16 protein-coding genes are annotated in these 15,105 nt (G+C 68.9%); 2 read left to right on the top strand and 14 right to left on the bottom strand.

The features are described from left to right. Positions 1 to 42: 42 nt before the first annotated feature. The 8 genes from OED01_RS06130 to prmC all read right to left on the bottom strand — a co-directional run bounded on the left by OED01_RS06130 (position 43) and on the right by prmC (position 5,960). Complete coding sequence (locus OED01_RS06130; RefSeq protein ID WP_264157490.1) at positions 43 to 831, bottom strand: F0F1 ATP synthase subunit delta; 789 nt, start codon at positions 829 to 831, stop codon at positions 43 to 45. Then, positions 831 to 1,379, bottom strand: coding sequence for a F0F1 ATP synthase subunit B (locus tag OED01_RS06125; protein WP_264157489.1), 549 nt, complete (start codon positions 1,377 to 1,379; stop codon positions 831 to 833). Before OED01_RS06125 ends, OED01_RS06130 begins: the two co-directional genes overlap by 1 nt. A 27-nt stretch (positions 1,380 to 1,406) precedes the next feature. Further along, positions 1,407 to 1,643 (bottom strand): ATP synthase F0 subunit C, encoded by a 237-nt coding sequence (gene atpE / locus OED01_RS06120; protein ID WP_067198640.1) that lies wholly within the window; start codon positions 1,641 to 1,643, stop codon positions 1,407 to 1,409. Positions 1,644 to 1,686: 43 nt separating this feature from the next. Continuing rightward, on the bottom strand, positions 1,687 to 2,427 hold the full coding sequence (atpB, locus tag OED01_RS06115) for a F0F1 ATP synthase subunit A (protein ID WP_264157488.1): 741 nt from the start codon (positions 2,425 to 2,427) through the stop codon (positions 1,687 to 1,689). Between the two features lie 179 nt (positions 2,428 to 2,606). Next, a complete protein-coding gene (locus OED01_RS06110) occupies positions 2,607 to 3,116 on the bottom strand; it encodes a hypothetical protein (protein ID WP_264157487.1) in 510 nt (169 codons plus the stop codon). Further along, entirely contained in the window at positions 3,113 to 4,321 is a 1,209-nt protein-coding gene (locus tag OED01_RS06105) for an MraY family glycosyltransferase (protein ID WP_264157486.1), read from the bottom strand. The genes OED01_RS06110 and OED01_RS06105 overlap by 4 nt, the downstream gene beginning before the upstream one ends. Further along, a complete protein-coding gene (locus OED01_RS06100; protein WP_264157485.1) occupies positions 4,318 to 5,043 on the bottom strand; it encodes an L-threonylcarbamoyladenylate synthase in 726 nt (241 codons plus the stop codon). Before OED01_RS06100 ends, OED01_RS06105 begins: the two co-directional genes overlap by 4 nt. 59 nt (positions 5,044 to 5,102) lie before the next feature. Next, positions 5,103 to 5,960, bottom strand: a complete 858-nt coding sequence (gene prmC, locus OED01_RS06095; RefSeq protein WP_264157484.1) for a peptide chain release factor N(5)-glutamine methyltransferase — start codon at positions 5,958 to 5,960, stop codon at positions 5,103 to 5,105. A gap of 97 nt (positions 5,961 to 6,057) precedes the next feature. On the opposite strand from prmC, the gene cysK reads away from it, so the two are divergent. Both cysK and epsC read left to right on the top strand, forming a co-directional pair. Then, entirely contained in the window at positions 6,058 to 6,996 is a 939-nt protein-coding gene (gene cysK, locus OED01_RS06090) for a cysteine synthase A (RefSeq protein WP_264157483.1), read from the top strand. Beyond that, positions 6,996 to 7,580 carry a serine O-acetyltransferase EpsC gene (epsC, locus tag OED01_RS06085; protein ID WP_264157482.1) on the top strand — a complete coding sequence of 195 codons (585 nt, stop codon included), beginning with the start codon at positions 6,996 to 6,998 and terminating at the stop codon, positions 7,578 to 7,580. Before cysK ends, epsC begins: the two co-directional genes overlap by 1 nt. Positions 7,581 to 7,584: 4 nt before the next feature. Here the strand turns inward: epsC and OED01_RS06080 are convergent, their stop codons facing one another. The 6 genes from OED01_RS06080 to lysA form a co-directional block, all read right to left on the bottom strand. Next, positions 7,585 to 7,989, bottom strand: coding sequence for a hypothetical protein (locus OED01_RS06080; RefSeq protein ID WP_264157481.1), 405 nt, complete (start codon positions 7,987 to 7,989; stop codon positions 7,585 to 7,587). Positions 7,990 to 8,036: 47 nt separating this feature from the next. Beyond that, the gene (gene prfA / locus OED01_RS06075; RefSeq protein WP_264157480.1) at positions 8,037 to 9,116 is read right to left on the bottom strand and encodes a peptide chain release factor 1; all 1,080 of its coding nucleotides are present in this window, start codon (positions 9,114 to 9,116) and stop codon (positions 8,037 to 8,039) included. 18 nt (positions 9,117 to 9,134) lie between these two features. Beyond that, positions 9,135 to 11,111 carry a transcription termination factor Rho gene (gene rho, locus OED01_RS06070; RefSeq protein ID WP_264157479.1) on the bottom strand — a complete coding sequence of 659 codons (1,977 nt, stop codon included), beginning with the start codon at positions 11,109 to 11,111 and terminating at the stop codon, positions 9,135 to 9,137. Positions 11,112 to 11,274: 163 nt separating this feature from the next. Continuing rightward, entirely contained in the window at positions 11,275 to 12,195 is a 921-nt protein-coding gene (gene thrB, locus OED01_RS06065) for a homoserine kinase (protein WP_264157478.1), read from the bottom strand. A gap of 2 nt (positions 12,196 to 12,197) precedes the next feature. Continuing rightward, a complete protein-coding gene (locus OED01_RS06060) occupies positions 12,198 to 13,514 on the bottom strand; it encodes a homoserine dehydrogenase (RefSeq protein ID WP_264157477.1) in 1,317 nt (438 codons plus the stop codon). After that, on the bottom strand, positions 13,511 to 14,950 hold the full coding sequence (gene lysA / locus OED01_RS06055) for a diaminopimelate decarboxylase (protein WP_264157476.1): 1,440 nt from the start codon (positions 14,948 to 14,950) through the stop codon (positions 13,511 to 13,513). Before lysA ends, OED01_RS06060 begins: the two co-directional genes overlap by 4 nt. Between the last annotated feature and the right edge of the window lie 155 nt (positions 14,951 to 15,105).

The raw sequence follows: 15,105 nt of genomic DNA, 5'->3' as shown, positions 1-15,105 counted from the left end.
TCCCTTTGTATCTGGGTGCGCGGTTCCCCGCGCGAAGTCGTGTTAGCCCGCGAGCTTCTGTCGAAGATCGGCGAGCCGCGCGGAGATGCTGCCGTCGATGACGTCATCGGCGACCTGCACGCGCAGGCCTCCGACCACGTGGGGGTCGATGATCTCGGTGAGGGTGACCTGACCGCCGTAGCGGCGGGACAGGCTGTCGATCAGGCGGGTCCGCTGCGCGTCGCTCAGCGTCTTGGCCGTGTGCACGGTCGCGACGATGAGGCCGCGCTGTGCGGCGACGATGCGGATGGCGCGGTTCAGCAGCTGACGCACCCGACGCTCACGCGGCTGGCGGACCAGCGACGAGATGATCAGGGTGACCGGAGCACCGGTGGCGCCGCTGATGACCTTCTCGACGAGGGCACCCTTGGCCTCGGCGTCGCCCAGGCGGCTGCCCAGGGCGAGCTCGAGCTCGGGGTTGCCGGCGACGACGCGCAGGAAGCCGAACAGCTCCCCCTCGATGTCGTCCTTCGGCTTCGCGATCGCCACCGCGCGGATGGCGAGCTCCTCGATGCCGTCGACGAGATCGGACGCGTCCGACCAGCGCTGCACCGCGAGCGAGACGAGTGCGTCCTGAGCGCTCGTCGACAGCCCGGCGAACACCGCCCGAACGACCTTCTCGCGTGATTCGGCCGTGGCAGACGGGTCTGCGAGCGCGCCGCTCAGCTGGGACGAACCGCCCACCAGCCGCGCGGCGGCGAACAGCTCTTCCGCGGTGCCCAGGGTCACGCCCTTGGTCTGCGAGAGAGCCGCCGTCGTCGCCGACAGAGCCTGAGTGGTCGCGCTGCCCATTACTTGGCCGCCTCAGATGCCTCGAGGTCTGCCAGGAAGCGGTCGACCACGGCCGTGGCGCGTGCGTCGTCGGAGAGCGTCTCGCCGACCACGCCACCGGCGAGATCGAGGGCGAGCGTGCCGACCTCGGAACGCAGCGAGACGAGAGCGGCCTGGCGCTCGGCCTCGATCTGCGTGTGCGCTGTCGCGGTCACGCGTGCGGCCTCGGCAGTCGCGGTCTCCTTGGCCTCGGCGACGATCTTCTTGCCGTCCTCGCGGGCGGCCTCACGGATCTCACCGGCCTCGGTGCGCGCCTCGGCGAGCTGGCGGGTGTACTCCTCCAGCGCTGCCTCGGCCTGCTTCTGAGCCTCATCCGCCTTGGCGATGTTGCCTTCGATGGCTGCGGAGCGCTCGTCGAGCACCTTCGTGAAGCGAGGAAGGGCGACCTTCCAGACCACGATGAGGATGACGACGAACCACAGGGCCGACCAGATGATGTCGTACCACGCGGGGATCAGCGGGTTGGGTGCTTCCTCCGCCGCGAGGGTTGTGACAAGAGCGTTCAGCATCCTGTCTCCTTCAGAAGTCGGTGCGGATTACGGGAAGGGGATGAATCCGACGGCGATGCCGACGAACGCAAGCGCCTCGGTGAAGGCGATACCGATCCACATGAGAACCTGCAGGCGGCCGGCCAGCTCGGGCTGACGAGCGACGCCCTCGATCGTCTTGCCGACGACGATGCCCACACCGATGGCCGGACCGATCGCTGCGAGGCCGTAGCCGACCGCCGCGAGGTGACCGTTGATGTCAGCGAGAACCGTAGTTGCGTCCACGGGTTTTTCCTTTCGTTGGGTGGGAAGGCAGTTGCCGACCCGCTCAGTGCTCTTCTGCTACCGCGAGCTGGATGTAGACCGCGGTGAGGACGGTGAAGACGTAGGCCTGCAGGACGACGACCAGCAGCTCGAAGATCGTGAACGCGCCACCGAAGGCGAGCGTTCCGATGCCGAGCAGCGACCATCCGCCGCCTGCGGTGAAGAAGAAGAACCAGGTGGCCGAGAAGCACAGCACCAGGATCATGTGTCCGACGACGAGGTTCATCATCAGTCGGAGCGTGAGCGTCACGGGCCGGATGATGAACGTCGAGATCAGCTCGATGGGCGTGACGATGAAGTACACCGGCCACGGGACACCGGACGGGAAGAGCGCGTTCTTGAAGAAGTTCTTCGGGCTCTTCTTGATGCCGGCGTAGATGAACGTCACGTAGCTGATGATGGCCAGCGTGAGCGGGACGGCGATGATCGCGGTACCCGGCATGTTCAGGAACGGGATGATCCCGGTGATGTTCATGAACAGGATCATGAAGAACATCGTCGTGAGGATCGGCAGGAACCGGTCGCCGTCCTTGCGACCGAGCAGGTCGTGCGCGATGCCGTTGCGGACGAATCCGAGGCCCATCTCGACGACGCTCTGGAAGCGGCCGGGGACGACGGTCATACGACGCGTGCCGAGCCACAGCAGCAGGACGACGGCCAGCACCGAGATGAGTTGGATCAGGTGGATGCGGTGTACGGGGACACCGAGCACACTGAACAGGATCTCCGGGAAGAAGTCCTCCATCGAGGGGCCGTGGAACTCGCCATCGGCGGCCAGGCGGGGAATCAGGGTCGCAGCAAGATTAGACAGCGCGGGCTCCAGCTTCGGGGCACCGGTTCAGAACCGGGGCGACGATGGTCGGTGTGATGCGGTGGCGCAAGCGCTCGTGGGAACGAGCGGGGCACATGACAACCCTATCAGAATCAGGGCTTTCGCAAGTTCGGCCCTGCCCCGTCCTGACCCGTCGACGACTCGTCGTCCTCGGGGTTGACGGTCGGGAGGGAGATGTCGCTGACGTTGGGCAGACGCATGCGGGTGAGCACCACGACGTCGATGATCAGCGACATCGCCACACCGGCGACGATCGACAGGAAGAAGACCATCGGGACGATCCACGGCTGCCCCGCCAGCACGATCATGATGACGATGAACAGGCCGAGCTTGAGCAGCCAGCCGCCCAGCACGATCGCGAAGAAGAACTGCACGTACAGCGGATCGCCGTACCAGCGGTTGGCGATCAGGATGCTCAGGCCGGTGATCCCCAGGAAGAGCACGGCCAGCAGCACGCCGAGCAGTCCGCTGACCAGGCCTTCTCCCCCGGCCACGAGGAAGCCGATGCCGCCGGCCAGGATCGCCAGGATGCCCGCCGCGATGGCGGACCAGATCAGGGTCCGCCGCAGGATCGGGGTGCTGGACACGGGGCTCGGGCTCATCGGGGCTCCAAGGTTTCGGGGTCGGATGCTTCGGCGGGCGCGGACGTCGATGTCGGCGATTCGATGGGGGCCGCCGTCGCCGAGGTGCGGCGGGTGGGCAGGAGGGTGACGACGAGGCATGCGGCGACGCCGATCGCGCCGAAGATCGCGCCGATCCAGTACTGACCAGGCCAGTCCTCTCTCGTGCCGATGTACATCAGCAGCAGGGCGAGCGAGATCACCGCGGTCCAGGCGTAGAAGATCAGCACGGCGTCGCGGTCGCGGTGACCGAGATCGAGCATGCGGTGGTGCAGGTGCTTGCGATCCGGGGAGAACGGCGACTTGCCCGCGCGCATCCGACGGAAGACGGCGAGGCCGAAGTCGAGCAGCGGAAGCATGACGACGACGATCGGCAGCAGGATCGGGATGAACGCACCGAGCAGCTGCGAACGGCCGAACTCCTCCGGGTCGAGCGCCGAGGCCGGCCACTGCCCGGTGAGCACCACGGTCGAGGTCGCCATCAGCAGGCCCATGACGAGAGCACCGGAGTCTCCCATGAACAGCTTCGCCGGGCTCCAGTTCCACGGGAGGAAGCCGATGCACGCGCCGATGAGCGTCGCGGCCAGGAACGTCGACAGGTTGAAGTAGGTGGTGGCGCCGATGTCGCGCGACACGATGTAGGAATACGCGAAGAACACGCTGTTCGCGATCAGACACACCCCGGCGACGAGTCCGTCCAGACCGTCGATGAAGTTCACGGCATTCATCACGATCACGATCGCGAACATCGTCACGGCGATGCTGACCCAGCTGGAGAACAGGATCATCTCTCCGAACGGCAGGGACAGGATCTGCATCCCGCCCCACACCGTGATGATGCCCGCCGCGAGGAACTGCGCGCCGAGCTTGATCATCCAGTCCAGATCGATCAGGTCGTCGATGACGCCGATGACCGCGATCAGCAGGGCGGCGCAGAGCACGGACCACATGGTCTGCGGCGGGATCCACAGCGTCTCGAAGAACGGGTTGGCCGCTGACACGCCGACGGCGGTGGCGATGCCGAGGAAGATCGCGACGCCGCCGAGCCGCGGGGTCGGCGTGGTGTGGACGTCGCGCTCCCGGATGCCGGGGTACAGCTTGAACCTCAGGCTCAGCTGCCAGACCACCCACGACAGCGCGAACGTGATCGTCGCGGTCAGGATGATCGTGAAGAGGTACTGCTTCACGCCGTGCCGTCCGAGACGTCGTCCGGATCGACGTCTCCGGGGCGCTCCTCCGGTTCGAGCAGGTCGCCGAGCACTTCTTCCAGCTGCTCGCGCGTGACCGCGCCCTCGCGCAGGATCCGCACCACGGGCGCCGGAGAGTCGTCGCCGCGCGGCACGAGCGCGGTGGCGTCGACGATCGTCGAGGCGATGCCGTCGCGGCTCATCCCGGTGTCGAGGTACACCGACACCTTGTCGCCGAGCATCTCGACCGCATCGGATGCCGCGATCGCCGCATCCTTGCCCGTGAGGTTCGCGCTGGAGACGGCCAACGGGCCCGTCTCCTCCAGCAGTTCGAGGGTGACCCGGCTGTCCGGCATCCGGACGGCCACGGTGCCCTGCGTCTCACCGAGGTCCCACGTCAGGGACCGCTGCGCGGGCAGGACGATGGTCAGGCCGCCCGGCCAGAACGCGTCGACGAGCCGCTGGACCGCCTCGGGGACGCTCTCGACGAGAGCACCGAGGGTCGCGGGCCCGGAGACGAGCACGGGCGGCGGCTGGTTGCGGCCGCGGCCCTTCGCGTCGAGCAGGCGCTGCACGGCGGCGGGCGAGAACGCGTCGGCTGCGACGCCGTAGACGGTGTCGGTGGGCAGGACGATGAGGTCGCCGCGACCGATGGCCTGACGGGCACGGCGCATACCGGTGAGCAGCTGCTCCTCATCGCGGCAGTCGAAGACGTTGGACATGACGGATCGATTCTACGCGGACGTGTCTGGAAGTAGCGGACGGGACTTTTCGAACGAGCTCACGGCCGGATCGCGGTCGTCGCGCGGTCGCGGTGCGTGAGGTCCGGATGCGTGGCGGCGGCGCGCCAGCCGTCGCCCTCGAGCAGCGCTCTGATGTCGGCGCCCTGCAGCTCGCCGTGCTCGATCACGAGCAGGCCGCCCGGCCGGAGCAGATCCAGCGCGCGCCGGCTGAGCACGCGGACGACGTCGAGTCCGTCCGGACCGCCGTACAGGGCCAGTGCCGGATCGAACAGCCGGACCTCCGGGTCGCGCGGGATGGCATCGTCCGGGACGTACGGCGGATTGGAGATCACGACGGCGGCCTCGCCGTCGAGCTCGTGGAACGCGTCGGCCAGGTCGGCGTGGACGAGCGTCAGGTTGGGTGCCTGCGCCGCGTTGCGCGACGCCCAGGCATAGGCGTCCGGCGACAGTTCGGCGGCGAAGACGCGGGCGTGCGGCACCTCGGTCGCCATCGCGAGGGCGATCGCGCCGGAGCCGGTTCCGAGATCGATGCCGACGGGCGCCGCATCCGGGGCGTTCAGCAGCGCGTCGATCGCGAACTGGACGACCTGCTCGGTCTCGGGCCGAGGCACGAAGACCCCGGGCCCCACCGCGAGCTCGAGGTGCCGGAAGGGCGCGGTACCCGTGATGTGCTGCAGCGGTTCGCGGGCGGCGCGGCGTCCGACGAGCACGGCCAGCGCCTCGGCATCCGCATCGTCCAGCGCATCGCCGCGGACGACCGCCGCCTGCACGGAGCCGCGACCGCGTCCGGTGACGTGACCGATGAGGAGTTCCGCATCCACGACCGGGTCCGGCACGCCGGCATCCGCGAGCTGCTGGGCGACGGAGCGCAGGAGCGCGGCGAGCGAGACGGGCATCCCCCCAGCGTAGGGCGCAACGGAGAGTCACATATGCGATATCCGGTACGTGCTCCCCTAGGCTGACGACAGTCACCCGCTCAGGAAAGGCGTCTTCATGCCCGGAATCCACTCCGACATCACCACGGCGTTCGGCAACACACCGCTGGTCAAGCTGAACCATGTGACCGAAGGCCTCGGTGCCGAGGTGCTCGCGAAGCTCGAGTACTTCAACCCCGGATCCAGCGTCAAGGACCGTCTCGGGATCGCGATCATCAACGCGGCGGAGAAGGACGGCTCCCTCACCCAGGGCGGAACCATCGTCGAGGCCACCAGCGGCAACACCGGTATCGCGCTCTCGCTGGTCGGCGCAGCCCGCGGCTACAAGGTCATCCTGACGATGCCCGCCTCGATGTCGAAGGAGCGCCGCATCCTGCTCAAGGCGTTCGGGGCCGAGCTCGTGCTCACCGACCCGACCGTCGGCATGAAGGGCGCCGTCGCCGAGGCGGAGCGCATCGCCGCCGACACACCGGGCGCGATCCTCGCCCACCAGTTCGAGAACGCGGCCAACGCGCAGATCCACCGTGAGACGACCGCCGAGGAGATCTGGCGCGACACCGACGGCGAGGTCGACATCTTCGTCGCCGGCATCGGAACGGGCGGAACCATCACGGGCGTCGGCCAGGTCCTGAAGGAGCGCAAGCCAGGGGTCCAGGTCATCGCCGTCGAGCCCACCGCATCGCCGTTGCTCTCGCAGGGCACCCCCGGCCCGGCCAAGATCCAGGGCATCGGCCCGAACTTCGTCCCGCCGATCCTCGACACCGAGGTCTTCGACGAGGTCGTCACCGTCGAGTTCGAGGACGCGATCGCCACGTCGCGCGCCCTCGCCGCCCGCGAGGGACTGCTCGTCGGCATCTCGAGCGGTGCGGCCGCATGGGCGGCGCTCCAGGTCGCCGCTCGTCCGGAGAACGCCGGCAAGAAGGTCGTCGTGATCATCCCCGACACCGGTGAGCGCTATCTGTCGACCGCCCTCTTCGAGGATCTGCGCGAGGACTGATGCCGAACTCCGGCACGCACTGGGCCGGGCGGATGCGCGAGGATGTCGCGTCCGCCCGGCTTCGTGACCCCGCCGCGCGCAGCGGCCTCGAGGTCGCGATCCTCTACCCCGGTCTGCACGCCATCTGGGCGCACCGGGTCAATCACGCGCTGTGGAATCGGGGGCTGCGCTTTCCCGCGCGGCTCGGATCGCAGTTCACCCGCTGGTTGACGGGCATCGAGATCCATCCGGCGGCGACGATCGGGCGACGCTTCTTCATCGACCACGGCATGGGCGTCGTGATCGGTGAGACCGCCGAGATCGGCGACGATGTCATGCTCTATCACAGCGTCACGCTCGGCGGTCGGACGAGGGACTCGGGCAAACGGCATCCGACGCTCGAGAACGGTGTCGTGGTCGGTGCGGGTGCCAAGATCCTCGGACCGGTGGTCATCGGTGCGGGCACCGCGATCGGCGCCAACGCCGTGGTCACCAAGGACGCACCGGCGGACTCCGTGCTCACCGGTGTCCCGGCCAAGGTGCGCACGCGCACACCGGGCGAGGACCTCACGCACCTGCTGTCCGCGCCGGACTACGTGATCTGAGCGGTCACGCCTTCGAGCGCGTCTGCTTCCGCTTGTCATCGAGCAGCAGCTTGGTGAGCACGACGGTGACAATGGCCGTGACCAGCCAGACGATCACGCCGCCGGCGATCCATCCTGCGAACCCGTCCAGACGAAGACCGCCGATCGGCAGGAGCACGACGATCAGCAGAGCGATGATCGTCGACAGGATCCCCACGCCTCCGACGAGGACCGGCAGCACGCGGTGCAGGATCTTCTCCGCGATCCACGCGAGCACGGTCTGCACGAGTGCGAAGATCACGATGCAGAGCAGGAAGCCCCACCACTCGGCCCACACGATCGTGAAGTCCTCGAGGACGAGGTCGGCGACGATGAGCCCGAGCGCGGCAGAGGCGAGAAAGATGCCCAGGCGCAGCAAATGCGTGATCACGCCCTGAGCCTAGCGCTCCGTGCGCGACGGACCGCGGAGGAACGCGGTCAGGACTCCTGACCGACCGCGGCCAGGCGCGCCTCCTCGTCGGCCTGGATCGCGCTGTCGATCAGCGGATCCAGCGCTCCGTCCATCACCTGGTCGAGGTTGTACGCCTTGAAACCGGTCCGGTGATCCGCGATGCGGTTCTCGGGGAAGTTGTAGGTGCGGATGCGCTCGGAACGATCCATCGTGCGGATCTGCGACTTGCGGGCGTCGGATGCCACGGCATCCAGCTCCTCCTGCTGCTTCGCGAGCAGCCGCGCACGGAGGACGCGCATCGCGGCCTCGCGGTTCTGCAGCTGCGACTTCTCGTTCTGCATCGAGACGACGATCCCGGTCGGGACATGCGTGATCCGCACGGCGGAGTCGGTGGTGTTCACCGACTGCCCTCCAGGTCCCGAGGAGCGGAACACGTCGATCTTGAGATCGTTCTGGTCGATCTGGATCTCTTCGGGCTCGTCGACTTCGGGGAAGACGAGGACCCCGGTGGTGGAGGTGTGGATGCGCCCCTGCGACTCGGTGGCAGGCACGCGCTGCACGCGGTGCACGCCGCCTTCGTACTTCAGATGCGCCCAGACGCCCTGCGCGGGATCCGTGGAGGATCCCTTGATGGCGACCTGGACGTCCTTGTAGCCGCCGAGGTCCGATTCGTTGCGCTCCAGCAGCTCGGTCTTCCACCCCTTGGACGCCGCGTACTGGACGTACATGCGCAGCAGGTCGGCGGCGAACAGCGCGGATTCGGCGCCGCCCTCACCCGCCTTGATCTCCATGATCACGTCACGGGCGTCATCGGGGTCCCGAGGGATCAGCAGGCGCCGGAGACGCTCCTGCGTCTGGGCGACGGATGCCTCGAGCTCGGGGATCTCGGCCGCGAAGGCGTCGTCCTCGCGTGCGAGTTCGCGCGCGGCCTCCAGGTCCTCGGATGCCGCGACCCACGCTTCGTGGGCCGCGACGATCTTCGACAGCTCGGCGTAGCGCCGGTTCACCCGCTTGGCGCGGGCTGCGTCGGCGTGCACCGCCGGGTCGGAGAGCTCCTCCTGGACCCGGCGGTGTTCGTCGATGAGAGCCTGGACGGACTCGAACACTTCGTCAGCCCGACGGAATCAGCGGATGTTGTTCTCGTGCCCGTGGCTGGAGCCCGTGGCAGGAGCGGGGATGGACTTCTGCATCTGAACCAGGAACTCCACGTTGGAGTTGGTCTCCTTGAGCTTGCCGAGCACGACCTCGAGGGCCTGCTGGGTGTCCAGCCCCGCCAGCGCGCGACGCAGCTTCCAGGTGATCTTGACCTCGTCGGGGCTCAGCAGCATCTCCTCGCGGCGCGTGCTGGACGCGTTCACGTCCACCGCAGGGAAGATGCGCTTGTCCGCCAGCTGACGCGACAGACGCAGCTCGCTGTTGCCGGTGCCCTTGAACTCCTCGAAGATGACCTCGTCCATCTTGGAACCGGTCTCGACGAGCGCCGTGGCGAGGATCGTGAGCGATCCGCCGTTCTCGATGTTGCGCGCGGCACCGAAGAAGCGCTTGGGCGGATACAGCGCCGAGGCGTCGACACCGCCGGTCAGGACGCGACCGGATGCCGGAGCCGAGATGTTGTACGCGCGGCCGAGGCGCGTGATCGAGTCGAGCAGCACGACGACGTCGCGGCCCAGCTCGACGAGGCGCTTGGCGCGCTCGATGGCGAGTTCGGCGACCGTGGTGTGGTCCTCGGCAGGACGGTCGAAGGTCGAGGCGATGACCTCGCCCTTCACCGAGCGCTGCATGTCGGTGACCTCTTCGGGTCGCTCGTCGACGAGGACGACCATGAGGTGCACCTCGGGGTTGTTCTGCGAGATCGCGTTAGCGATCTGCTGCAGGACGATCGTCTTTCCCGCCTTGGGCGGTGCGACGATGAGGCCCCGCTGGCCCTTGCCGATCGGGGCGACCAGGTCGATGATGCGCTGCGTCAGCTTCTCCGGGGCGGTCTCCAGACGGAGGCGCTCCTGCGGGTACAGCGGGGTGAGCTTGCCGAACTCGACGCGGGTCGCGGCGTCCTCGACGGACAGGCCGTTGATGGAGTCGACCTTCACCAGGGCGTTGTACTTCTGACGGCCCTGCTGCTCGCCCTCGCGGGGCTGCTTGATCGCACCGACGACCGCGTCGCCCTTGCGCAGGTTGTACTTCTTGACCTGGCCGAGCGAGACGTAGACGTCGCTGGCCCCGGCGAGGTAGCCGGACGTGCGCACGAAGGCGTAGTTGTCCAGGACGTCGAGGATGCCGGCGATCGGGATGAGGACATCGTCCTCACCGATCTCGGTGTCGAACTCGTCGGAGGTCGTGTTCGCCGCACCGCGACGCTTGTTGCGCTGGCGGTTGCGGCCGGACGTCTGCTCGTCGTCCGACGGAGCCTGCTGCTCCTGGGCGCTGCTGTTCTGGGCGTTGCCGCCCTGGCCGTTCCCGTTCTGGGCGTTGCTGCCACGGCCACCACGGCTGCGGCTACGACTACGGCTACGGCTGCGTCCGGAGCCCTCTTCGCCGTTGTCAGCGGCGGACTCGGCGTCCGAGCCGCTCGACTTCTGCGCGTCGCCGGACGGCTCGTCCTTGGCGGCGTCGTTCGCCTCGCGCTTGGGCGCCTCGGATGCGGCGGCGTTCGTCTCGGGCTTGGCCTCGGACATCGGCTCCGCAGGAGCGTCCGTCTGAGCGGTGGCCTTCTTCGCGGGGCGCTTGCGTCCCTTCGGTGCCGCGGCGGGGGCGTCGCCCTCGGCAGCGGGCGCCTCGGCGGCCGGCGCGGCCTCGGCTGCCGTGTCGGCGGCCGGCGCGTCGGATGCCTGGGCATCCGCCTTCTTGGCGCGGCTGCGGCGCGGGGTCTTCGGTGCGGGCTCCGCCGGCGCCTCAGCAGCGGGAGCGGGAGCGGCCTCGGCCTGCGCTGTGGAGGGTGCCTCGGCCGCTGCGGCCTTGGCAGCCGCCGTGGCGGTTGTGGCGCGACGAGGAGCGCGCTTGCGAGCCGGTGCCTTGGTCTCGGCCGACGCGTCGGCCGCGGGTGCCTCGGAGGGCGCGGACGCCGCTGCGGGCTGGTCGTTCTGGGTCTCGGAGAAATTCTCCACGAGTACTCCCTTATATGTCGTGGGATGTGAGCGTCAGCCGTGCACGACGGGTGCCGTGCACGTCCGTACGCACGGGCGCTTGGCGCTCGTAGGCCAGAGCGATGAAGGCTCTGGATGTGACGTACGGAATTCGCAGATTGCGATGGGGGCCAGATTCACGAAACTACGCGGACCCCTCCGCTCGTACGTTTACTGTACCACCCCGCACATCGACGGCCGGCATGATGGCGTCCCACGGGGTGTCGGTCGCGGAAGCGGCCACGTCGACCGCCTCGAGGCGTCGCCCCGGTCCGTCGCAGAGCACGAGCACGCTCGGGCCCGCGCCGGACACGACGGCCGCGAAGCCCTCCTGTCGCAGCGCCTGCACGAGGGCATAGGTCTCGGGCATCGCCTGTGCGCGGTAGTCCTGGTGCAGGCGATCGGCCGTGGCGTCCAGCAGCAGTTCGGGGCTCTGCGTCAACGCGGCGATCAGCAGCGCCGAGCGCGACACGTTGAACACGGCATCCTCGCGCGGCACCTGCAGCGGCTGCAGCGAACGGGCGAGGGTGGTCGAGACCGTGTGCTCGGGGACGAGCACGAGCGGCGCGACTCCGCGGTGCACCTGCAGTTTCTTGTGGCGGGGTCCGTCCTCCCCCGTCCATGCGATCGTCAGGCCGCCGAACAGCGCGGGGGCGACGTTGTCCGGATGCCCCTCGAGCTCGGTCGCCAGGCGCAGCAGGGCGTCGTCGTCGAATGCGACGATCCCGTCCAGCAGGCCCTGGGCCGCGAGGATGCCCGCGGCGACGGCGGCGCCGGAGGATCCGAGTCCGCGTCCGTGCGGCACGCCGTTTCGTGCGGCGATCCGCAGACCGGGCACCTCGCGGTCGACGTCGGCGAAGACGTGGACGATCGAGCGGTAGACGAGGTTGGACTCGTCCCTGGCGATCTCGTCGGCACCGGTGCCGGAGACCTCGATGTCGAGACGGTCCTCATCGAGAGGCGTGACGACGAGCTCGTCGTAGACGCTCAGCGCGAGGCCGAGTGTGTCGAATCCGGGACCGAGGTTGGCGCTCGTGGCGGGAACGCGGACGACGATCGACGCCATCGTCACTCCCCCTCGACCCGCAGAACGGCGATCACGCGATCGACCACGTCGCTCGCGGCGAGGCGCTCGACCGTGGCGCTGAGCGCGGCCTCGGTCGCGCGGTGCGTGCCGATGACGAGGCGGGCAGTGCCCTCGCCCTCCGCGCTCTGGACGACCGTGGCGACCGAGACGTCACCCTCGCTGAGGATGCCGGCGACGCGGGCCAGGACACCGGGCTGATCCTCGACCTCGAGCGTGATCTGGTAGCGGGTCGTGACGTGCGCGATCGGGACGATGGGCAGGTTCGCCCTCGTCGACTCCCCGACTCCGACTCCACCGGCGATGTGGCGGCGAGCCGCCGAGACCACGTCGCCGAGCACGGCGGATGCGGTCTGCACTCCACCGGCGCCGGCGCCGTAGAACATCAGGGAACCGGCGGCCTCGGCCTCGACGAACACCGCGTTGTTCGCACCGTGCACGGATGCGAGCGGGTGGCTGCGGGCCACCAGTGCCGGGTACACGCGCACCGAGATCGACTCGACCGAGTCGACGGTGATGCGCTCGCACACCGCGAGCAGCTTGATGACGTAGCCGGCGTCGCTCGCCTGCTGGATCATCCCGGCGCTGATGCCGGTGATGCCCTCGCGATGCACCGTTTCCAGCGGGACCGTCGTGTGGAACGCGAGGCTCGCGAGGATCGCGGCCTTCTGGGCCGCGTCGTATCCCTCGACGTCCGCCGTCGGGTCCGCCTCGGCGTATCCCAGGCGCTGCGCGTCGGCGAGGACATCGTCGAAGTCGGCGCCCTCGGTGTCCATCCGGTCGAGGATGTAGTTCGTGGTGCCGTTCACGATGCCCATGATGCGCACCACGCGGTCGCCGGCGAGCGAGTCGCGCAGCGGGCGGATGATCGGGATCGCGCCCGCCGCCGCCGCCTCGTAGTGCACTGAGGCGCCGACCCGGTCGGCCGCGTCGAACAGCTCCGGTCCGTGCGTCGCCAGCAGCGCCTTGTTGGCGGTGACGACATCGGCGCCGGAGTTCAACGCGGCCAGCAGCTGGGTGCGGGCCGGCTCGATGCCGCCCATCAGCTCGATGACGATGTCACTGCCGAGGATCAGATTCTCGGCATCCGTGGTGAGCAGTTCACGAGGAAGCTCGACGTCGCGCGCGGCGTCGAGGTCGCGCACGGCGATCCCGGCGAGCTCCAGACGCGCACCGGCCCGGTCGGCGAGCTCGTCCCCGTGGCGGAGCAGCAGGGAGGCGACCTGCGATCCGACGGCTCCGGCGCCGAGCAGGGCCACTCGAAGCGTTCGATACTGTGCCGGATCGTTACCGCGGGTCATCGTTCTCCTTCTGCGGGGCCGGAGGCCCCGCCGTCAGCGGTGCGGATGCCGGTGATGCCGGCATCCCGCGCAAGCAGGTCGTCGATCGTCTCTCCGCGCACGATCACCCTGGTGGCACCGCCGGAGACGGCGACGACCGCGGGGCGCGGGACATGGTTGTAGTTGCTGGCGAGCGAGGCGCAGTACGCCCCCGTCGCGGGGACGGCGAGCAGGTCACCGGGCGCCAGGTCCTCGGGGAGGTACTCGTGCTCCACGACGATGTCGCCCGACTCGCAATGCTTGCCGACCACCCGCACGAGGACGGGACCACCGCCGCCGGCACGCGACGCGAGCCGGGCGGAGAACTGCGCACCGTACAGGGCGGGGCGGGCGTTGTCGCTCATCCCACCGTCCACGCTGACGTAGCGACGCGTCCCCGCATCGAGCACGACGTCCTTGGTCGTGCCGATCTCGTAGAGCGTGACACCGGCCGTCCCGACGATCGCCCGCCCAGGCTCGAACGCGAGCTCGGGAACCGGGATGCCACGGACGGCGCAGCCCGACGCGACGGCGTCAACGATCTCGCGCGCGAGATCCTCGATCGGTGTCGGGTCGTCCACGCGGGTGTAGGCGATGCCGAAGCCGCCGCCGAGGTTCAGCAGCGGCAGGTCACCATCGGCGCGCAACCGCTCGTGCAGTTCGAGCACCCGCGAAGCCGACTCGCGGAAACCGGCGACGCCGAAGATCTGCGAGCCGATGTGACAGTGCAGGCCGAGCAGGCGAAGGCCGTCGATCTCCCGGATCCGCGCAGCGGCGGCCTCGGCGTCAGGGAACGCGAAGCCGAACTTCTGGTCTTCGTGGGCGGTGGCGAGGAAGTCGTGCGTCTCCGCGTGCACCCCGCTGTTCACGCGGATCAGGACGTTCTGCTGAGAGCGGGTGCGGGCGGTGATGGCCCCGAGCCGCTCGATCTCGATGAGACTGTCGACGATGATCGTGCCCACACCGACCTCGACGGCGCGCTCGAGTTCGGAGACCGATTTGTTGTTCCCGTGGAAGCCGATGCGGTGCGGCTGCACGCCGGCGGCGAGGGCGACCTCGAGCTCGCCGCGCGTGCAGACGTCGACGTTCAGACCTTCCTCGGTGACCCATTGCGCGACGGCTGTCGAGAGGAACGCCTTGCCGGCGTAGTAGACGCGCGACGTCGTGCCGTGCTCGGCGGTCGCCGCGGCGAACGCGTCGTGGAACGCACGGGCCCTGGAACGCACCTCGGGTTCGTCGAGCAGGAGCAGCGGCGACCCGTGCGTCCGGACGAGTTCGGCGGCGCCGACTCCCCCGATCCGCAGTTCGCCTGCATCATCCCGCACGGCGGATGCCGGCCACACGCCGGGAGCGAGATCGTTGGCGTCCTCGGGCACGCTGAGCCAGTCGGGGGCGAGTGAATCGGCAGGGGGAAGCACAGCGGACCAATCGTGGGTTCGGGTTCTCGGGCGACGAGACGCACGGCGAGGTTGCCCCCGATTCTAAGGCAACGGGTCGTCCGGATCCGCCACGGTGACGTTGTGTTCCGCGGCTGTAGTCGATCCTGCCGGATGCTGGCAAGCCCCCTCGTTCC

It is taken from the genome of Microbacterium sp. M28 (assembly GCF_025836995.1).
Lineage (GTDB): Bacteria > Actinomycetota > Actinomycetes > Actinomycetales > Microbacteriaceae > Microbacterium.
The sequence above is the reverse complement of the archived record's forward strand: the minus strand, read 5'-3'. Positions and strand labels throughout refer to the sequence as shown.